Consider the following 20,331-nt stretch of genomic DNA (forward strand, 5'->3'; position numbering starts at 1 on the left):
GCCCGTGACCGCCCAAACCGCACCGTCAGACACCGCATCGTCCGGCTCTGCATCGCCCGACACGGCAGCACCGCGCCTCGAGGAGATGAACGGCCTCGAGGTCCTTCGCTTCCTGACCTCGCTCCCTGACCAGCCACCGAACATCTCGCAATTGGTGGGCATGGAGATCGACAGTCTGGAAGAAGGCGTCGTGCAGTTCAGTTTGCGGGCCCGGCCGGATATGACCAATCCGATCGGATCACTGCACGGTGGTATCTGTGCCACTCTCCTCGACTCCGTGATGGCCTGTGCCGTGCACACCACACTGGCGCCGGGTGTCGGCTACGGAACCCTGGAACTCAAGGTCAACTACATTCGTTCGGTTCCGACCGATGGACGCCGAATCATCGGTCACGGCAAGGTGATCCACACCGGGCGGCGTACGGCGACCGCAGAAGGACAGATCTACGACGAAGCAGGCAAGCTGATTGCCCATGGCACTACCACCTGCATCATCCACAGCTGATCGGGCAGTGTTGCCGCGCTGGTCCGGTCGCGCTACCTAGACTGCACAGGTGAGACGAAGCAGCAGATCTACCGTCGGGCAAGGACCAGGTGTGGTCGAGCCAACCTTCCGATATCTGACGTTGTCGGCAAATCACGGCAAACTGTGGTTCGCCGTTGCAGGCGTTCTCGCCTGCAGCGGAAAACGTTATCGGCGTGCGGGTTTACGCGGGATCGGTTCGCTGGCCGGAGCGAGTCTGCTGTCCAATGCGGTCCTCAAGCCAATGTTCAGTCGCGGCCGCCCACCGGTTGATCCGCTGCTCCCGCCTGCACTTCGCAAGATGCCATGGACCTCGTCGTTCCCGAGTGGACACAGCGCTTCCGCGGCGGCCTTTGCCGTTGGCGCAGCCCTGGAGCGCCCGAGGACCCTGATCGTCTTGGCGCCGCTGGCCACGGCGGTTGCCTACTCGCGGGTCTATCTCGGTGTCCACTACCGCAGCGATGTCCTTGCGGGCGCAGCGGTCGGGGCCGGAGTGGCGCTGGCCGGACACCACCTGTGGCCCGCTGCACCGGCGGGCCCGGCCCGGACTGCTCCGGGTGTGGCGCCGGCGCTGCCCGACGGAGACGGTCTTACTGTTGTGATCAACTCCAAAGCCGGCAGTTCCGAAGGCGCGAAGGAACGCATCCTCGGAGTTCTCCCAGCAGCTCATATCGTTGAGTGGGATCCCGACAACCCACTGTCCGAACAGGTCCCGTCCGATGCCCGGGCATTGGCCGTTGCCGGGGGCGATGGCACCGTTGCCACGGTTGCCCAGCTGGCCATCGACCGCGATCTTCCTTTGGCTGTCTTCCCGGCCGGGACACTCAACCACTTCGCTCGCGCACTGGGCCTGGAAACCTACGCCGATACCGCTGCGGCCGTTGCCGCCGGATCGGTCGGGACAGTCGACATCGGACGGGTCAACGGGACGCTCTTCCTCAATACCGCCGGTTTGGGCGGCTACCCCGGCATGGTTCGACTCAGAGAACGCTTGGAGCACAAGATCGGCAAATGGCCGGCCGCGGCCTACTCGCTGTATCGGGCACTGAAGGGCACAAAGCCGATCCGGCTCGACATCAACGGCGAAGAACATCCGGTCTGGGCCGTCTTTGTCGGCAACGGCGTCTACTGGCCACGTGGCCTGAACCCGGGGACCCGTTCCGATCTCGCCGACGGGGTTCTGGACCTGCAGTATCTCCGTGCCGACAAGCGCTTCGGCCGGACAATCGCCGTGATCGCATCCCTCTTCGGCACCGTCGAGCGGAGCCGGGTACTTCGTTCGGTGCAGTCGGATCGAATCGACGTCCGTTCCCGGTCAGGCCCCATCCTCGTCGCACACGACGGTGAGGTCGAGGATCCCGTGGACCACATCGTGTTGAATGTCGAACCTCGCGCCCTCACGGTTTATCGCTGACACCCCGGCGGGCCACATCTGAGTGGCGGGGCGGTGCGGTGTTGGTTTGCGGTGTGTCCACCGCGGGTACGTCGAACGCATGGATGATCAGCCCCCAACAGACTTCGTTCGATCCGAGGGGGCTGACGTTGGCATCACCCTGTCGATCAATGGCTCCGAAGTACCCATCAATTGCGACCCACGGACCACGTTGCTCGACGCCCTGCGGGATCGTGCCGGAGCACCCGGCACCAAAAAGGGTTGCGATCGCGGGCAGTGCGGCGCGTGTACCGTCTTGCTCGACGATCGGCGGGTGGTCAGTTGCCTGGTGTTCGCCGTCGCTGCGCAGGGCCACCGGATCACCACTATCGAGGGCATTTCGGAAACGTCTACCGGCGGGGAACTGCAGCGGGCATTCGTCGATTGCGACGCCCTCCAGTGCGGCTACTGTACGCCGGGTCAGATCTGTTCGGCTGTGGGGATGTTGGACGAGGTCAAGAACGGCTGGCCGAGTGCGGCCACCGGAGATCTCACCGCGAAGGATCTCGAGCTACAGGACGACGAGATCCGAGAACGGTTGAGCGGCAATATCTGTCGCTGTGGCGCCTATGTGAATATTCTGGCCGCTGTCCGCAGGGTCGCCGGCGAGGTTCATGAGCCCAGGACGGTCTCGTGAAGACCTTCGAGTACGTGATGGCCACAAGCGTGGATTCGGCTGTAAAACAACTCGGCGCCGATCCTGATGCGCAATTGATCGCCGGTGGTACCAATCTCGTCGATCTGATGAAGCTGGACGTGAGCTCACCCGCGACGCTCATCGACGTGACAGCGCTACCTCTCGACACCGTCGAACTCGACGATCGGGGACATCTACATATCGGCGCCACAGCGCGGAACAGCGAGCTGGCCGCGAATCCACTTGTCCGCGAGCGCTATCCGGTACTGTCCAGAGCTCTCCTCGACGGCGCTTCGGGACAGCTCCGAAATATGGCCACCACCGCCGGAAACCTCTTTCAGCGCACGCGATGTACCTACTTCATGGATACGAACAAAGCGTGCAACAAGCGCGAACCCGGATCAGGGTGTTCCGCCCTTGCGGGGATCAACCGCGAGATGGCCATACTCGGCGCCTCGCCGGATTGCGTGGCAACTCATCCTTCCGACATGGCGGTCGCGATGGCGGTACTCGACCCTCAACTCGATGTGATCGGTCCGGCAGGTCGGCGGGAGATCGCCTTCGACGACTTCTATCGGTTACCCGGTGAACATCCTGAAATGGACAACACTCTGGGACGCGATGACCTGGTGCTGTCGGTGCGGTTGCCGCCGTTGACGGCGGCGCGCAACTCGACGTACCGGAAGGTTCGGGACCGTGCTTCCTTTGCCTTCGCGCTTGTCTCCGTGGCCGCCGTCCTCGAGGTGGCGGACGGCCATGTCGTGTCGGCACGTATCGCCTTCGGAGGCGTCGCCCACAAGCCGTGGCGTGCCCGGATTGCCGAGCACGCCCTGATCGGCAGGCCTGCAGTCCGCTCTGAATACGTCACCGCGATGGGGATCGAGCTTGCGGCAGCAGAACCATTGGCAGACAACGCGTTCAAGGTTCCGATGCTCACGTCGCTGGCGGCACAAGTACTTGTCGACCTGACACCTACCGAGGAAGTATCGCAATGACGGCACTGGGAGTCGGACACGATCGGGTCGACGGTTCCGACAAGGTCCGCGGTATCGCTCAGTACACCGCTGACCGTCCGGGCCCGGACGGCATCACAGTCGCACACTGTGCTCACGTCGGCGCGCAGATCAGGGTCGGACGGGTGCTCTCGGTCGACGTCGACACGGCGCTGCGACACCCAGGAGTCATCGGAGTGTTGTGGCACCAGAACGCACCGCGGCTGCACAGCATCGACGACGCTGAACTGCACGTCCTGCAGTCCGCGGACGTCCACTATCGCGGCCAGATCGTTGCCGCGGTGATCGCTACATCGGCCGAGTCCGCGAAAGCTGCTGCCGACGCGCTCGTTATCGACTACGAGGAGACCGCCGAGTTCGACAACATCCTGCGCGCCGACCACCCAGATCTCTATGAGCCGGATGAGGTCAACGGCGGCTTTCCCGCCGGTTCGGTTCGCGGAGAACCGGACTCCGAACTCGCCACCGCGGATCATGTTGTCGACCACTGGTATTCGACACCGGCGATGCACAACAACCCGATGGAGCCCCATGCCAGCATCGCTCGATGGCAGCAGATGGGCGACAAGACAACGCTGACGATCTGGGATTCAACCCAGGCACCTTCAGGTGTTGCAAAGGATCTGGCAACACTTTTCGGAACCGAACCCGACAACGTTCGGGTGATTGCTGAGCACGTCGGCGGCGGCTTCGGAGGTAAGGGGAGCACCAGGCCCAATGCGGTCCTGGCCGCAATGGCCGCGTTGCACGTGCAGCAAACCGTGCGGGTTGTGCTGCCCCGGTCGGCCACATTTCGATTTGTCGGATACCGGACACCGACATTTTCCCGGGTGGCGTTGGCCTCTGATACCGATGGTCGCCTCACAGCGGTCTGTCATGACACCGTTCAGCAAACATCCAGGATCATGGAGTTCGTCGAACAGACCGCCGAAGGAACCAGACACATCTATAGGTCTGACCACGGCCAAACCAGCCACCGGGTGGCAGCGCTGGATGTGTCCACCCCCCGATGGATGCGGGCACCGGGGGAGTGCCCCGGGGTCCACGCACTGGAGTGCGCCATGGACGAGCTGGCCTACGAACTCGGCATCGACCCGATCGAGTTGAGAATCAAGAACGAGCCGGAAGTGGACCCGGCAACCGGGGTGCCGTTCAGCTCACGCAATGTCGTACGCGCACTGAGGGTCGGTGCAGAGCGGTTCGGGTGGGCCGATCGAAACCGTCTGCCTGCCGCAACCCTGATGGGCCGAAAGCTCATCGGCACCGGAGTCGCGCTCGCCTCCTATCCCGCACTCACCTCGCCCAGTAGTGCTCGCGCATGCGCCCGACCGGACGGCTCTTTCGACGTTTCTGTGGCCGCGTCGGATATCGGAACCGGCGCCCGTACCGTGCTCACGCAGATTGCGGCCGACGCGCTTGAAGTGCCCTTTGACGGAGTTCGTCTCCACCTCGGCGACAGTGCACTCCCAACCGCACCGGGCGCAGGGGGTTCATCTGGAACATCGTCGTGGGGTTCTGCCGTCCACAAGGCCTGCCGCGAGCTGCGATATCGCATTCACCAGGTCGGCGTACCGCAGGAGTCGCTGGAGGTGGTCGCCGACACCAGCGACGACGTCCAAGCTCGTCAGACAATGCCGCGGGAGGCATTCGGTGCTCACTTCGCTCGTGTCTCGGTGGACGTCGACACCGGCGAGGTGGCTGTGGAGAAGATGCTCGGGGTGTTCGCGGTCGGGCGGGTTCTGAACCCACAACTGGCCCGCTCCCAGCTGCTCGGAGGTATGACCTTCGGTCTGGGCATGGCCTTGATGGAAGAGGGCATACCCGACACCGTGTACGGCGGGTTCGGCAACGAGAACATGGCCGACTATCACGTGCCTTCGCACGCCGATGTCCGCGACATCGAGGCGGTGTGGATCGACGAGGAGGACGACGATCTCAATCCGATGGGCAGCAAGGGGATCGGCGAGATCGGAAACGTCGGTTCATCAGCTGCGATCGTCAACGCTGTCTTCCATGCGACGGGTGTTCGCATCAGAGATCTCCCGGTGCGGGCCGACAAACTCCAATTGCTCATCGACCCGTCACTGCGGGGGTGACGACAGGTCAGTTCACGCCTTGACCCGGCACTAGATCACCTTCGGTCCCGGCATCGGGGTCGCCGGGTCGGGTCCGGGCGGGCTGGGGACCGGATCGGGTGTGGGTACCGGCGGCTCCGGATCGGGCATCGGCGGCATCGGAGGCTCGGTGCCGGGACCGGGCTTGGGCGGTTCAGGGGCTGGTATCGGCTGTCCCACAGTCGAACTCCTATGCATCAGCGGCACTTTTGTGCCTTCCGGTTTCGACCGGAGCGCAGGGACGAGATTCTGCATCTCATGCGCTCCACCTCCATCAGTACCACTTACCCGCACACCCGACGACGAGGCCGTCCCGACGAGTGTCAGGCGGATTCAGAGACAGGTCCGGATCCGAGTGAAGGCCTCGTCGAGAATTTCGGCACTCGTGCCGAAGTTCAATCGGACATGCTGTTGCCCAGGACTTCCGAAACTCAGCCCGGGTTCCACCGCGACCTTGCCCCGCTCGAGAAAGTGCCCCTGCGGGTCGTCGAGCCCGAGTCCCGAGCAGTCGAGCCAGGCCAGGTAGGTGGCCTCCGGGAGAAACCAGTTGACCCCGGGCGTACCGCGGACGAAACGATCTATCTGTTCGCGACGACGATCGAGGGTTGCGATCAATTGATCGAGCCAGTGCGCCCCGTTCTGGTAGGCGGCGACCGACGCGATCACTCCGAGGTGCCCGATCCGCCATCGCGTGTCCGCGGGAAACCGCTGCACCAGATCTGCCATGGGCGCACTGGCCGTCACCACGGTGGCGCACTTGAGACCGGCCAGGTTCCAGGCCTTGCTTGCCGAGACCACACTCAGTGCGACCTCCGCCGCACCCGGAATCGTCAGAATGGGCGTGAACTCGCGCCCGGGCAGGATCAGCGGCGCGTGGATCTCGTCACTGACCAGGGTGACGCCGTATCTCTTGGCCAGCTGGACAAGAGTCGCAAGCTCTTCGGAGTCGTGGACCCGGCCCACCGGATTGTGCGGATTACACAGCACGTAGGCCGCCGGTCGGTCGGCGAACGCCCGTTCGAGAGCCGGCAGATCCAATCGCCAGCCGTGATCGGTGCGGGCCAACGGCACTTCCCTGAGTCGTCCGTCGATCTCATCGACCCAGTGGTAGAACGGCGGATACACGGGCGGGCTGATGACGACCGTCCCACCACCCGAGGACAGCATCCGCAGAACCTCGACCACACCGACTCCGACATCGAGTACCGGCGTGACCTGAGCGGGGTCGATGTCCCAGTGCCATCGCGCCGCCGCGAAGTCCGAGAGTGATTCACCCAGCTCGGGAACCGGTGAGGCGTACCCGGTGTCGGAACGATCGATCGCTTCCCGCAGAACGTCCGCGATCGGATCGGCCAGCGCAAAGTCCATCTCGGCGATCGGGAGTGGCACCACGTCGTCGGGATAGAACGACCACTTGGTGCTGCGCCGCATCCTCAGTACCGACAGCGGATCAACCAAGAGGTCCGGCACCCGCTCGGACTCGACATGTTCGCTCATCCCTCTGGTGTACCGCATCGCCCCTCCGGTCCACCGCACCGACGGGCGCGTCATCACCGGCCCCGTCCGGGGTTCAACGTCTCGTCCGGTAGACAAGACACATGGACGTTCTCAGTGGCCGAATCATCTTGCGCCCGGCCGACCCCGACACGACATTGGCGTTTTATCGAGATCAGCTGGGACTTGCGATCTCTCGGGAGTATCCGGGCGGCACAGTGTTCTTTGCGGGCGGCACCCTGATCGAGGTCGCCGCGCATCTTTCGGAAGGCGCAACGCCCAGCACGACCGTGCTGTGGCTACAGGTGCGCGATCTGTCCGCCACCCAGGCCGAGTTGGCCGGGCGCGGCGTTCAGATCGTGCGCGAGGCCAGGACCGAACCCTGGGGCCTGATCGAGATGCACATCGCGGACCCCGACGGCACAACGATCATCGTGGTGCAGGTACCGGCAGACCACCCCTTGCGTAAGGATCTGCGAACACCGGACCAACCGCAGGTTGCTTGATGAGCGCGACCTGGCAGAACCTGGCAGCATCAAGATCGTGGGCTACGTCGAGCAGCTGAGAGATCTGGCCGAACGCTGCGGCGTCGCCACATTCTATGAGGGTTGGGACAAAACCCGCCGCAACGTCTCCACCGAGACCTTGCAACACATACTCGAAGCGCTCGGCGTCCCGGCGGGGTCGGTGGACGAGATCGATCAGGCACTGACCGATCTCGAGCTCGGTCCGTGGCGACGCACACTGCCTCCGGTGATGGTGGTGACCGCAGGTTCCGACGCCACCATCGGGGTCCATGTGCCGCACGGTGACGCTGTGCGGGTCTGGATACAGACCGAGGACGGAGCCCGGATCGATGTCCGGCAAATCAACATCTGGGTCGACCCCAGGGAAATCGACGGGCAGCTCGTCGGTCAGGCCACCTTCGCCATCCCGTCGGAGTTACCGACCGGTTGGCACACGCTGCATGCTGCTATCGGCGTCGAACATGACCCGGACGAGCTTCCGGTCGCGCAGTGCACGCTCGTGGTCACACCGCAACGTCTGACGACCGCCGACAGGCTTTTACATGACCGACGGTGGGGTCTTGCGGCGCAACTGTATTCGGTGCGATCCCGTCGATCGTGGGGTATCGGTGATCTGTCCGATCTCGCCGATATCGCGCATATCGCCGGATCGGTCCACGGCGCCGACTACGTCCTGATCAATCCATTGCACGCTGCCGAGCCGAAGCCGCCGATGGAAAGGTCTCCGTACCTTCCGACCACCAGGCGCTTTGTCAATCCCATCTACATTCGCGTAGAAGACATTCCGGAAGCCTCGCAGTTGTCAGATGAGGCACATCACGAGATGCGGACCTATGCCGCAAAACTCGCGAAGCTCAATACAGATCCCCACCGGATCCGACGAAATTCCATCTACCGGGCCAAACTGCAGATCCTCGAATCCGTCTTCAAAGTGCCGCTCAGTCCACGTCGCCGTGGGCAACTCGAGAAGTATCTCGCCGAGGAAGGCCAGGGCCTGCTCGAGTTCGCAACGTGGTGTGCGCTGATCGAGAAATACGGCGCAGCCAGCCCGAAATGGCGTAAATCGCTGCGCGACCCCGAGGGTGTGGCGCATCTTCGGCTCAAGTTCGCCGATCGAATTGCGTTCTACAGCTGGCTGCAATGGATCTGTGACGAGCAATTGGCCACTGCACAACAGGTTGCGCTCGATGCCGGTATGGAGATCGGCATCATCCACGATCTCGCGGTTGGCGTGCAGCAGGGCGGTGCGGACGCATGGACCCTGGGCGACGCGCTGGCCACCGGTGTATCGGTGGGCGCACCACCGGATGCCTTCAATCAGCAAGGGCAACTATGGAATCAGCCACCCTGGCATCCTTGGCGTCTGGCCGAACAAGGTTACCTTCCGTATCGGGACATGCTCCGGACCGTGCTGCGTCGCGCCGGAGGTTTACGGATCGATCACATCCTCGGGCTGTTTCGGCTCTGGTGGATCCCGGCAGGTGCATCACCGGCCGCAGGCACCTATGTGCGTTTCGATCATGAGGCGCTGATCGGGATATTGGTACTCGAAGCGCAGCGCGCGGGTGCGGTGGTCATCGGTGAAGACCTCGGGGTGTTCGAGCCGTTTGTGCAGGACTACCTCAGCGCGCGTGGCATTTTGGGGACATCGATCCTGTGGTTCGAACACGGCGACCATGCGCCGATCCCGCCAGAGTCATACCGCCGGTTGTGTCTGACCTCGGTCAACACCCACGACCTACCGCCGACGGCGGGATACCTGGCGGGCGAGCACATTCGGCTACGCGCTGAACTCGGACTCCTCGAACAGGACGAGGCGACCGAACGTGCGATTGATGCCCGCGATCGGGACGCCATCATCGAGATGGCCCGCGACAGGGGACTGATCACCGACGACGCCGATACAGAGGCCGTGGTGGACGGACTGCATGCGTTGATCGCGCGCAGTCCGTCCATACTCCTCGGCGTGGCACTCGTCGACGCGGTGGGTGAACGCCGGATCCAGAACCAGCCGGGTACTGACGAAAGCCAATATTCCAACTGGTCGATCCCGCTGGCCGATGGTGACGGGAACCCGGTCCTGGTCGAGGATCTGGCCGACAACAAGCGCCTTGTCCGGTTGGTGCGTGCGCTCGGCCGATAGCCCGCCGGCGGCTCTACGCGGTGGCCGCGGGGGGAGCGGCGGCATTCTTGAGGGCCCATTCGAGCGCGTAGTCGGCAACCGCTTCCCATCCGGGCTCGGCACACGTCCAATGTGATCGACCCTCGAACTCGTAGAAGTCTGTCAGTGCCGACGACTTGTGATAGTGCTTCGCGTTGGATTTGTTCACCGATGCGGGCATGATGTGGTCGGCTCCGCCCGCGATGAACAGCAGCGGCGCGCGGTTGTCGTTGCTGTAGTCGACCCACGTTTCCTGGTGTCCGGGTTTGAAGTTGGCGATCAGACCGTATGCCCATACCCAATTACCCGGTGCGGCAATGTGATAGCGGTCGTACACCTTCGCAGACTCCTCGGCCGACAGTGTGTTGGTGAAAGCGTAGTGAAATTCTTTCGGGGTGAAGCCGGCCGCCTTGTGTCGGTTCGCCGGGTTCTTGAGGATAGGAAACAGAGACTTGACCTGGGATGGCGGGTTGACCCGGACACCTTCGGTGGGTGCGGAATCCACCACCACCGCTGCGGATCCCAGACCACGGGCCACCAGTAGCTGGGTGAGCGTTCCGCCAAACGAATGACCGATGAGTATCGGCGGTGTGGAAACCGACTCGATCACCGCCGCGAGGTGATCCACTGTTTCGGGAACGGTGAGGTTGGCGATGACGTCGGGGGTTTCCCGTAGCGCCTCGACTTCGATCTCGAAACCCGGGTATGCCGGTGTCAACACCTTGTAGCCCAGGGCCTCGTAGTGCGTCACCCATCCTTCCCAACTGCGTGGGGTCATCCAGAGGCCGTGAATCAACACGATCGTGTCCGGGGTTGCTGCAGAACTGGTCATGGAGTGGGTCCTTTCTCGAAACAGCCGCCGCACGTGGCGTCGAGTCGGCCGATGTGCCCGATCTGTCAGAAAGGTACTGGTCGGTCGCGGATGTCAACCGGCCGAACCGTGCACAGTTCTGTTCTGAGAGCGCATGATTCATCGTTCGGCAACAAAAATACCGTTGGGCGTCAGAGCCACTTCTGTCGCCGGAAGACCACGTACAAGGCCACCGACGCCGCCACCATCAACACCACGGCCATGGGATAGCCGCCGGCCCAGGCCAGCTCGGGCATCGCTTCGAAGTTCATGCCGTAGATCCCGGCGATGAGGGTTGGCGCAAACAGGATCGCACCCCATGACGAGATGCGCTTGACCTGCTCGTTCTGCTCGATGCTGACCTGCGTCATCGCGCGAATCTCTTCGTTCTGCTGTTGTGTCACGAGGCTGGCGTGGACCGACAGTGCGTTCTGCAGGGTGGTGCGGAAGGATTCGGCACGGTCAGTGATGCGCAGGGTGTGGTCCAGAACATCACGAAGTCTGCGACGCAGTTCGATATCGACGTCGGAATCCTCAGAGCCTTCGCGGAGCGCTTCGATCATGGTCACCAGCGGAACGGTCGCCCGCTGGAACTCCATCACCTCCCGGGACAGGTCATAGATCCGGCGGGCGACCTCCGGTTGGCCGGTGAACAGTTGGTCTTCGATCTCGTCGATGTCGGCCTGTAATCCGGCTATAACCGGCTGGTATTCATCGACAACCTGATCGATGATCGCGTAAAGGACAGCTTCGGTGCCCAGGCACAACAGCTCCGGCGTCGATTCCAGTCGCATCCGCACCCTGGCGAGATCCGGGGACTCCGCATGGCGGACAGTGATCACGAAGTCCGGGCCGATGAAGACGTGGACCTCACCGAACTCGACTCTCTTCGCGCGACCGACGTAGCGCGCCGGCCGAAGCACCACGAACAGCTGCTCTCCATAGCCTTCGAGTTTTGGTCGTTGGTGCGCGGCGATCGCATCGTCGACGGCCAGGTGATGCAGATCGAATTCTTCTGCCACCGAGTCTATTTCGTTGCGGTCCGGTCGATACAAGCCGATCCAGGACATACCGTGACGTTCCCGCATCACGTCATAGGTGATATCGAGGCTCTCGGGGTTTGCAGTTCTTTTGCCGTCAACGTAGACGGCGTTGTCGATGATCGCCACACCCAAACTCATTTCGTCCGTCTGCCGGGATCACCGGGCAGTCACTTCACCAGGGGCCCTTGCAACAAGCCGATCTCGTCATATATGCGCTGCCAGACAAGCTCATGCTCAACAGGATCGATGATTCCGTCCTTCAGCGTGCGATCCGCGACGATCATGGTTTCCGCCATACGAACCAGTCTGTCGCGCCGATCGAGAACAGCTTGATCAGTGCACCCTGACATCGTCAACACAGCAACAGTCTTTACCTGATGACGCAGCGACCCCACGCATTGCCTGCACGCGAGCCCGATCAGTACCGCAACCACACTGGACACGACCAGCGCCATCACAGCCGAAACCCCGCACGACTGCAACACGACGGTTCCCAGCAACCACGAGGTGACGCTCCACATCGACCATCCCCGCCAGACCCGGATACGCCTGCGATCAGCAGATGATGCGCCTGGGGGATACATGGTGATCCGAACCCGCCACATCCCGTAGCGCAGGTAACTGTGCTCGCACGACCCCCACAGTTGCGAACCCTCCCACAACCGGGACCACCAGTCGGGACCGGAACTCTGCGCCCGTCCCAGAACGTCCAGCGGCGATGGATGGTCGACGGCGGAGCGGTCGCGCCTGTCTGTTCCCCGTGAACCTTCACTCATAACCACATCTGTACTCCTGCTCCCGGCAGCTGAGCTGCGATCCTGACGTACTTTTGACGCTCAACGAATCGATCTTGACGGAATTCGCACACAGTCACCCGTTCGTGCCCTTCTGCGGCGAGTTCGGTTATGGCCAAGCAGATTCGACCGATTGACGGACCGGCAAGAGCACGATCTCGATTCGTTCAGTCCGCACGTGAGCCACTCCTCCAATCATTGATCATTTCGGCAGCACTGCTTGGTTTGATGGTGGCGGGCAGCAGTATTGAGGCAATGGAGGGAGCCGGCAGATCATTGAGCGCATGGTCGTACCAAATACCTTTGGACAGGGAACTGACCCATTGATGGAATGGGCGATCAGTACTGACGGTGTCGCGCTTGAGGCTGGCGATGAGGACACGTTCCACACCGAACTCAAGAGTCCATTGCATGACAGTGTTGACCACCGCGCGTTCGATCGACCCCGATCCGCGGCGCGGCCAGTCGATGCCGAAGACAACTCTCGACGCTGCGACGAGATCCACATCGACAACAACGACACCGGGTATGCCGTGGTCTGGGTGCCCGGCGGTGTATTTCCGACAGGCCGGGGTGAAGCGTTCCGAAGCACGCTTGAGGCTGTCGTCACGACCGAAATATGCGATCGGCCCGGAACCCATCGCGCTGACGGCGCTGCGGTCGGAATTGATGATCACCGCAGCGGCTATTTCGATGAGAGCCAGGGGTGCTGAATCAACCATGGCGGCGAACCTGACAAGAATTGGTCATGTTCAACGATTACGCCGCAGCATCGGAGCCGTCACGGGGCATCACCGAAATTTGACGTTATTTAAACGAACGCACTCAGGGAATCTACGCGTCCTCGCCTGGCGCACTCTCGATTTCGATCCCCGAGCACTCGACTGTTTGAATCGCGCCTTTAGGTCAATGCTGACGGTTACGCTCTGTCCATGCATTGCGTGGTCATTGGTGGGGGATTGGCCGGATTGGCATCGGCGGTATGGCTTTCGGAGGCGGGACATCGGGTCACACTGCTGGAACGGCGGGGGTCGCTCGGTGGTCGGACGATCGCCATGCCCTTGGATGTCGTCGACGATGTCCCCGACAACGGGCAGCATGTCTTCGCAAGCGGGTATGTCCATCTCATGCGATACCTCGACAGCGTCGGCACGCGCGAGAACGTCTGCTTCCCCGGGCATATGACCGTCCGGATGCCCGGCGGTGGAACCCGGCGTTCGGCATTCGGAGGTATCGCCGGATTACGGATCGCGATCGGCGACCTTCCGGGAGTCACCGGTTTGGACCGGCTGCGAACTGCACGCGCGCAGGTCACCCTGATCCGCCAGGCGCTACGCCAACCCATGTGGCTCGACGACATCACCGTCGACGAGTGGTTCCGGCGGATCGGTATGCCCCAGTCGGCACGTGACGCCCTGTGGGACGGGATCGTGATCGGGCTGACCGGAGACAAACCCGCCATCTCCTCGGCGAAGGTACCGGCCGATCTGCTGGTCACCGGGATCCGGCAGGCCCGCCAGACCAAGACACCCATCTCGATCGGGTACCCGACTGTCGACCTCGACACCCTGTTCATCGATGGCGCTCACAAGGTCTTCGCCAACAACGGTGTCGAGGTGCGGAACCGGGCGATTGTCGCGTCGGTTGATGTGGTCGACGACAGGGTTACCGGCGTCATCCTCAACGACGGCGAGCGGATCACCGCGGACGCCGTCATCTGCGCAGTTCCGGTGTGGAATGTGAAGGGCCTACTCGATCAAGTACCGGGTCACGAGCAGATCTACGCGGCGATCGAACACTTGACACCGGTGCCGATCGTGAGCGTCAACCTGTACCTCGATCGTCCGATCGGGATGACCGACTGGGGCGAGATCCTGTACGGCGGAGAGGGAGTTCTCGAGCAGGTCTGGGATCGCCAGCAGATGCACGCTCGCGACCCGGCACGCAACCATTTCTATTCGACGACGGTCTCGGCGGCATACGACCTCACCCAGAAGTCCAATGCCGAGATCACCGCCATCCAGATGGAGATGCTGCGTCGGTACTACCCCGACGCCGCCGATGCGGAAGTGATCCACAGCCACGTGGTGCGCATGCCGAAATCCACGTTCGCGCAGCGCCCCGGCACCTCCGGCATCCGACCCGACCAGCGGACCACGGTTCGTGGTCTGGCACTGGCAGGGGACTGGACCCGTACCGACTGGACGACCACCATGGAAGGCGCCTGTCAGAGTGCGGCGCGCGCGGTCGAGGTCATCTTGGAATACGCGAACGGGCCGGCCTGATCGATCTCATCGCGGCCTCGTTCGACGGGGCGATTCACCCGCAACTGCAAAGGAAGTTCGGCAGATGGAGTCTTTTGTCCAGTTCCGCAAGGGAACAACCCCCGATCACGTCCACCGGGACCTCGACGGTCTCAAAGACGACGAACTCGGGCGATACGGCTTCGTAGGCAGGCAGGCTCAACTCTATCGCCGCAATGACCCCACTCGATATCGGGCGACGGGAACCATCGCACCAACAGATCTGATGGTCGACGATCTCGAACCCACCGACCTCGTCGACGCCGAAGGTGCACCGCTGCTTCTGTTCTCCAATCCGGATGTCCGCTTTCTGTTGAGTCGGCGCAGCGCCACCATGCCCTACTTCACACGCAACGTGGGCGGCGACGAGTTGATGTTCGTGCATCGCGGTACCGGCGTCTTCCAGACCGAGTTCGGCCAGATTCCCTATGAACCGGGTGACTGGGTGCTGCTGCCCAAGGCAGTGACCTACAGGCAAGTCCCGGAGCCCGGCGAACACGCGATACTCATCGTGGAATCGGTGGAGGAGTTCCGGGTTCCTGCCCCCGGCGTCCTCGGGCGGCACCATCCGTTCGATCCGACGATGGCCTTTGTGCCCGACCCCGAGGTCTTGACCGATGGTGGACCCACCTGGCGCATCCGCTTGGTGCGACAAGACGCCACCGGCGAGCTCGAGTACGACCACAACCCGTGCGACGTCGAAGGCTGGAAGGGCGACTACTTTCCCTTCAAGTTCAACATTCGCGACTACAACCCGATCATGTCGGAGGGCGTGCATCTGCCTGCCACCGCCCAGATATTCCTGCAGTCGGAAGGCGTTGCGGTCCTCAACTTCCTGCCGCGTCCTGCCGAGTCACGCCCCGGAACCGAACGACTTCCGTGGTATCACCGCAACGCCGACTACGACGAGGTGGCACTCTTCCACAGCGGCGATCTGTTCGGGATTCCCATGCCTCCCGGGCTCATTTCGCATGCGCCCCAAGGTATCCACCACGGACCACCCGAGGCGGCCCGGGCGCGGGCACGCCGAAAGTCTGACGAGTACGACCGGGTCAACTGGTCTGTCATGTCCATTGACGTACATCGTCCGCTCACCGTCAACGCCGACATTAGGCGAATCAGCAAGGAACACCCATGAGCACATACAGTCGCACCCCGTTCCTGGTCGTCTTTCCCGAAACCTCTCTCGCGCGGGACATCTACGGGGGCACCGGCGAGAACGTCGCACTGGAAGGGCATCTGCTCCGCGACGACTCCGATGCCGATACCGTCCTGGTTTTCATGCACCCGATTGGCGGCGGGGCCTACCTGCCCATGATCAATGCTCTCGCCCGTGCGGGTCACCATGTGATCTATTGCAACAGCCGGTACCGCGGCAACGATACGGCCTTGTTGATGGAGAAGGTCACCGAAGACCTGGCCGCATGTGTGCGGCACGCCAAAGACGTTCTCGGCTATCGGAATATCGTGCTCGCCGGGTGGAGTGGCGGCGGATCGCTGTCGACGTTCTATCAGGCCCAGGCCGAACATCCCACCGTGACGGCATCACCGTCGGGCGACGGACCGGACCTCACGACGCTGACCATGCCGCCGGCAGATGGCCTGATGTTGCTTGCCGCCCACGTTTCCCGCCACCAGACCCTCACCGAGTGGATCGACGCGTCCATCCTGGACGAGCATGATCCGTCGGCCCGAGATCCCGAACTCGACCTGTACAACCCATCGAATCCGAATCAGCCGCCATACAGTCCAGAATTCTTGGCCAGCTATCGCGCGGCACAGGAGGCCCGGAATCGCCGAATCACCCAGTGGGTCAAAGCGAAACTGACGCAATTGCGAGAGGCCGGCCGCGAGGTGGACGAGTTTTCATTTGTAGTCCACGGCACGATGGCCGACCCGCGCTGGCTTGATCCGACTGTAGACCCGAATGATCGCGATCCAGGGGTCTGCTACCTCGGTGACCCGAAGGTCGTGAACATGAGTCCTGTTGGCCTGGCGCGATTCTGCACATTGCGGAGCTGGCTGTCGCAGTGGAGCCTGGATGACGCCAACGCCGATGCGGTGGCCTGCGCGCCGTCGGTGACAGTGCCGGTCCTGGTCATCGGGAACACCGCCGACGATGCCTGCACCCCCAGCCACACGCGGCGCATCCACGATGCGTTTGTGAACACCGACGCCGAAATCTATGAAGTCCGGGGCGCGACGCACTACTACTCGGGCCCGAATATGAAGGCCCACCTGGCAGACGCCGTCGGACGGATCACGACGTGGCTGAGCGAGCACGGATGGGCAGACCACCTGGCAGAATCACCTACTGTTGCAACACAATCCGGACACGCCCGGTGAGGCCGGGCCTGGGCGCAGTCCGGACAATCAGTCGATGCGCAGGGGATAGGTCGCGCGCCGGGCAGCGTGAACAGGGCAGTAGTGCATGGGGTTGTCGCGTTCTGCACCTGACGGCAGGTTGCGTTCCGGTGTCTCCACCAGAGGTGCGTCTTTCGCCACCCGCCCATTGACCCGGTCCCACGCATCGCGTGGGCGCGGATGACGCCGTATCCGCTGGGGAAGAAGTCGGTGCATCACCAGATTCACGCCCTTGCCGAAGAGCGTGAACAACTTCTCATCCCGGGCAGACCACTCCAGTCCCAACATCTCGCGGATCGGCGCGTCATAGAAACCGGTGGTCATCCACATGAAGAACCGCTGATTGCCCGGCGCGATGAAACGCTCCCAGAAGGCGGTCGGAATGAACCGGAGAAATGGGGGAGGCGGCAACTGGCCGATGTCGAGCACCGTGCGAACCGCAGGATGATCGCGGAGTTCGTTGCGGCACATGTGGTCCCAGTACTCGAGAAAGTCCTCGTAGGTATCGGGAACCGGGCGCATCGAGACGCCGTACATGGCGTACCAGGCCTTGGACTCCTCAAAGAGTTGCCGTTTCTGGTCTTCCGTCAGCCACGGTCCGAAGCGCTCGCACAAACGGATGTTGCCGTACCAGAAGGTGGCGTGCGCCCAATAGAAGACATCGGGATCGAGGGCGTGATAGCGGCCGCCATCATCCATGTGGCCCTTGATGTCTCGGTGATAGTCGCGGACCTCGCGGCCGGTCTGCGTGCCGCCGTCGAACACCACTCCGCTGATCGGATAGAGCGATCGCATCAACCGCTGCCAGCGTTCGCCGAAGAAGTCGGAGTGTTCCCAGACCGCAGCGCCCAACTTGGGATGCATGTTCTGCATCGAACCGGCCCACAGTCCGGTGAACATACCCGTCCAGGTACCCCAGATCTGCCAGGTCAACGAGTCCGGGCCGAGAGGCGCGTAGTCGCCGGCTCGCGCAACCGTCGCGTCGGCACTGGTTGCCTCATCCCCAGCCCCGTCCGCAGGAACGGTCGGCAATTCAGTCATGAGACGAAAGTGTAGATTTGTCTCATTGGCGTGTCAAGGATCGCTGCCCGCCGCCGGTGATCTCAATGGCCGGCAGGTGCGACGACGGATCAGCGTTGTCTGGACAATGGCTGGTTGCGGCGGCGCCACCCGGAAGGTGTGACGCCGTACGTCGCCCTGAACAATTGGGTGAAGTGGGTCGGGTGGGTGAATCCGTGTTTCCGCGCGATTGCAGCGATGGTCAGGTGCTGGTGAGTGAGCAGTGACGACCGGGCTTGTGCGAGGCGCTGCGAGGCGATGTAACCGGCCAGGGTGCCGTGCTCCTCCGGCCAATTCTTGTAAAGCTGGCGCACGGAGATGTTGTGAGCGGCGGCAATGGTGTCGGCGCTGAGATCCGGGTGACCGAGATGGCTTTCGATATGGCGTTCGATTCTGTTGATCAGGTCATCGGCAGCGCTGACGGATCGGGCAGTGTCTGCCGCGCTGATCAGCAGTGATCGAACGACGCCGACCGTGGACATGTTCAACGCCACAAGCATGTGCGGATTGTCGTCCGCGAGACTTCCGAGTTGTAGTAGATGGTCCAGCGCAAGGGGGTACAGGGGGAGGCCGCGGTGGAGGTTGTCGAGACCGCGGCGCACGGTCTCGATGGAGAGTGTCAACCGGGCGTGGGTGATGTGGACCGCGATCGCGGACCCATGCCCGTGGCCTCGGAAGTCGAAGGTGCTCGACTGATCGAATGCCACAAGTGTCGGACGCCCGCACTGCTCTCCGGTGCGCATTCCGTCTCTGACCAGAGTCCAGTTACCCGGGTCCAGCACGGCAACGGTGAGTACGCGCGTATCCGGATCACTGCGTTTGCTGCGTGGGCAGGACACCGCCAACCCGTGATATCGGAGGTTTATGAGCCAGACCCCGTCGCCCAAGACCCAACGGTTGACGGATCTGCTCCCACGACCGTGATGAGTTTCCGACACCACCAGGTGCGGGGCGACACCACCGCGAACCGCATTCATCGCCTCGCCCGAGTGTGTCATCGGGTTGTGTTCTCGTAGGCGGCAATATCCCGCCATGCGCGCGGAGTGAGCCCGTACATTTCCCGGAAGCGTCGCGCGAAGTAGGAAGGATTGGTGAAGCCCCAGCGCCGAGCGATGGTGGCGACCGGGACGTCTTGGGTCTCCGGGCGCGCGAGTTCGCCGTGGCTGCCTTTGAGGCGGCTGGTGATGATCCACTGCTCGAGGCTGAAGTCGGCATCCTCGCAGAGCCGGAACAGTTTTCGGGTGGAGATGTCATGGGCCCGAGCGATCCTGTCCGGCGACAGCGATGCTTCCGAAAGGTGCTGACGAATATACCCACGGATGCGGGGCAACAGCACCTCGGCCATCATTCCGCGTGCGTAGTCCGCGTTGTAGGCCGAGGCAAGCATTGCGCGGGTCAGTTCGATCATGGACTCGTCGATGTCCGGTGCGGCAGGGGTGGCCGTGAGCGCGTCACCAGTCGCGGACAGTTCGGCGATATGCGAGCTCACCAGCGCGTACAGCGGGCTGGCTGGTAGGCGGGAGGCAGCCGACACAGTCACTTCGCGCGGGAGTCCGAGTTGATCGACGGGCACGTACAGGGCCTGCGATGCGCCGGGGCCGTCCCAGCCGAACGAGTAGGGCGCGTTCATGTCCATGAGCATCAACTCGCCGGGATGTACGTCGCGCTGCACATCGAACTGATCGTGCCGACCGATGCTCCGTCGTTGCCGGGCCAGTGCCAACACCTCCGAAGGTCCGGTCCGGATCTGTTTCGGCTTGCGGCTCAACGTGATTCCGGTGATGTGCGCCTGGAAGATACTGGTCCGTCCGATCTCAGCCATCTCGAGGACCGCATCGGCGGCAGCCGGATCCCCGATGGCGACATCCTGGGGCCAACTCTGATCGAGAAAAATCGACTTCAGGGCATCTGCTCGCTCGTGCACAGGAAGTTGGGAAGAATGAAACATGACCGGCATGCTTCACCTCGCTCGGTCGACACTGTCGAAGACCACGGGCACCACCTCGAAGAACCGACG

At 62.7% G+C, this 20,331-nt stretch carries 19 protein-coding genes; 10 read left to right on the forward strand and 9 right to left on the reverse strand.

Going from position 1 to position 20,331, the window contains the following annotated elements; translation table 11 throughout:
- The first annotated feature begins 85 nt into the window (after nt 1-85).
- The 5 genes from AC1TPF_RS18760 (at nt 86) to AC1TPF_RS18780 (ending at nt 5,701) form a co-directional block, all read left to right on the forward strand.
- Nucleotides 86-505: a PaaI family thioesterase gene (locus AC1TPF_RS18760; RefSeq protein WP_482139927.1), complete on the forward strand. Its 420-nt coding sequence runs from the start codon at nt 86-88 to the stop codon at nt 503-505.
- Between the two features lie 91 nt (nt 506-596).
- The gene (locus AC1TPF_RS18765) at nt 597-1,937 is read left to right on the forward strand and encodes a phosphatase PAP2 family protein (protein ID WP_482144946.1); all 1,341 of its coding nucleotides are present in this window, start codon (nt 597-599) and stop codon (nt 1,935-1,937) included.
- A 79-nt stretch (nt 1,938-2,016) separates the two neighbouring features.
- Nucleotides 2,017-2,592, forward strand: coding sequence for a (2Fe-2S)-binding protein (locus AC1TPF_RS18770; protein WP_482144947.1), 576 nt, complete (start codon nt 2,017-2,019; stop codon nt 2,590-2,592).
- A complete protein-coding gene (locus tag AC1TPF_RS18775; protein WP_482144948.1) occupies nt 2,589-3,587 on the forward strand; it encodes an FAD binding domain-containing protein in 999 nt (332 codons plus the stop codon). The genes AC1TPF_RS18770 and AC1TPF_RS18775 overlap by 4 nt, the downstream gene beginning before the upstream one ends.
- A complete protein-coding gene (locus AC1TPF_RS18780; protein WP_482144949.1) occupies nt 3,584-5,701 on the forward strand; it encodes a xanthine dehydrogenase family protein molybdopterin-binding subunit in 2,118 nt (705 codons plus the stop codon). The genes AC1TPF_RS18775 and AC1TPF_RS18780 overlap by 4 nt, the downstream gene beginning before the upstream one ends.
- Before the next feature lie 30 nt (nt 5,702-5,731).
- On the opposite strand, the gene AC1TPF_RS18785 is transcribed toward AC1TPF_RS18780, so the two are convergent.
- A complete protein-coding gene (locus tag AC1TPF_RS18785) occupies nt 5,732-5,899 on the reverse strand; it encodes a hypothetical protein (protein WP_482139484.1) in 168 nt (55 codons plus the stop codon).
- 153 nt (nt 5,900-6,052) lie between these two features.
- Nucleotides 6,053-7,216 (reverse strand): MalY/PatB family protein, encoded by a 1,164-nt coding sequence (locus AC1TPF_RS18790; RefSeq protein ID WP_482144950.1) that lies wholly within the window; start codon nt 7,214-7,216, stop codon nt 6,053-6,055.
- A gap of 101 nt (nt 7,217-7,317) precedes the next feature.
- Between AC1TPF_RS18790 and AC1TPF_RS18795 the strand changes: the two genes are divergently transcribed.
- Both AC1TPF_RS18795 and malQ read left to right on the forward strand, forming a co-directional pair.
- Entirely contained in the window at nt 7,318-7,719 is a 402-nt protein-coding gene (locus AC1TPF_RS18795) for a VOC family protein (protein ID WP_482139486.1), read from the forward strand.
- Nucleotides 7,720-7,756: 37 nt separating this feature from the next.
- Nucleotides 7,757-9,883, forward strand: coding sequence for a 4-alpha-glucanotransferase (gene malQ / locus AC1TPF_RS18800; RefSeq protein WP_482145146.1), 2,127 nt, complete (start codon nt 7,757-7,759; stop codon nt 9,881-9,883).
- A gap of 13 nt (nt 9,884-9,896) precedes the next feature.
- Here the strand turns inward: malQ and AC1TPF_RS18805 are convergent, their stop codons facing one another.
- The 4 genes from AC1TPF_RS18805 to AC1TPF_RS18820 all read right to left on the reverse strand — a co-directional run bounded on the left by AC1TPF_RS18805 (nt 9,897) and on the right by AC1TPF_RS18820 (nt 13,310).
- Nucleotides 9,897-10,733, reverse strand: a complete 837-nt coding sequence (locus tag AC1TPF_RS18805; protein ID WP_482144951.1) for an alpha/beta hydrolase — start codon at nt 10,731-10,733, stop codon at nt 9,897-9,899.
- A 170-nt stretch (nt 10,734-10,903) separates the two neighbouring features.
- The gene (corA, locus tag AC1TPF_RS18810; protein WP_482144952.1) at nt 10,904-11,932 is read right to left on the reverse strand and encodes a magnesium/cobalt transporter CorA; all 1,029 of its coding nucleotides are present in this window, start codon (nt 11,930-11,932) and stop codon (nt 10,904-10,906) included.
- 29 nt (nt 11,933-11,961) lie between these two features.
- The gene (locus tag AC1TPF_RS18815) at nt 11,962-12,570 is read right to left on the reverse strand and encodes a DUF6611 family protein (RefSeq protein WP_482144953.1); all 609 of its coding nucleotides are present in this window, start codon (nt 12,568-12,570) and stop codon (nt 11,962-11,964) included.
- 185 nt (nt 12,571-12,755) lie between these two features.
- Nucleotides 12,756-13,310, reverse strand: coding sequence for a hypothetical protein (locus tag AC1TPF_RS18820; RefSeq protein ID WP_482144954.1), 555 nt, complete (start codon nt 13,308-13,310; stop codon nt 12,756-12,758).
- Between the two features lie 210 nt (nt 13,311-13,520).
- Here AC1TPF_RS18820 and AC1TPF_RS18825 point away from each other — a divergent pair, with 210 nt between their 5' ends.
- The 3 genes from AC1TPF_RS18825 to AC1TPF_RS18835 all read left to right on the forward strand — a co-directional run bounded on the left by AC1TPF_RS18825 (nt 13,521) and on the right by AC1TPF_RS18835 (nt 17,237).
- Nucleotides 13,521-14,873, forward strand: coding sequence for a hydroxysqualene dehydroxylase (locus AC1TPF_RS18825; protein WP_482144955.1), 1,353 nt, complete (start codon nt 13,521-13,523; stop codon nt 14,871-14,873).
- 64 nt (nt 14,874-14,937) lie between these two features.
- On the forward strand, nt 14,938-16,029 hold the full coding sequence (locus tag AC1TPF_RS18830) for a homogentisate 1,2-dioxygenase (RefSeq protein WP_482144956.1): 1,092 nt from the start codon (nt 14,938-14,940) through the stop codon (nt 16,027-16,029).
- Nucleotides 16,026-17,237, forward strand: a complete 1,212-nt coding sequence (locus AC1TPF_RS18835) for an alpha/beta hydrolase family protein (protein ID WP_482144957.1) — start codon at nt 16,026-16,028, stop codon at nt 17,235-17,237. Before AC1TPF_RS18830 ends, AC1TPF_RS18835 begins: the two co-directional genes overlap by 4 nt.
- 27 nt (nt 17,238-17,264) lie before the next feature.
- On the opposite strand, the gene AC1TPF_RS18840 is transcribed toward AC1TPF_RS18835, so the two are convergent.
- From AC1TPF_RS18840 to AC1TPF_RS18850, 3 genes are all read right to left on the reverse strand, one after another.
- Nucleotides 17,265-18,296, reverse strand: coding sequence for an oxygenase MpaB family protein (locus tag AC1TPF_RS18840; protein ID WP_482144958.1), 1,032 nt, complete (start codon nt 18,294-18,296; stop codon nt 17,265-17,267).
- 89 nt (nt 18,297-18,385) lie between these two features.
- On the reverse strand, nt 18,386-19,312 hold the full coding sequence (locus AC1TPF_RS18845) for a helix-turn-helix domain-containing protein (protein ID WP_482144959.1): 927 nt from the start codon (nt 19,310-19,312) through the stop codon (nt 18,386-18,388).
- Nucleotides 19,309-20,262 (reverse strand): helix-turn-helix domain-containing protein, encoded by a 954-nt coding sequence (locus tag AC1TPF_RS18850; RefSeq protein WP_482139496.1) that lies wholly within the window; start codon nt 20,260-20,262, stop codon nt 19,309-19,311. Before AC1TPF_RS18850 ends, AC1TPF_RS18845 begins: the two co-directional genes overlap by 4 nt.
- Between the last annotated feature and the right edge of the window lie 69 nt (nt 20,263-20,331).

Source organism: Williamsia sp. Y853 (genome assembly GCF_056786495.1).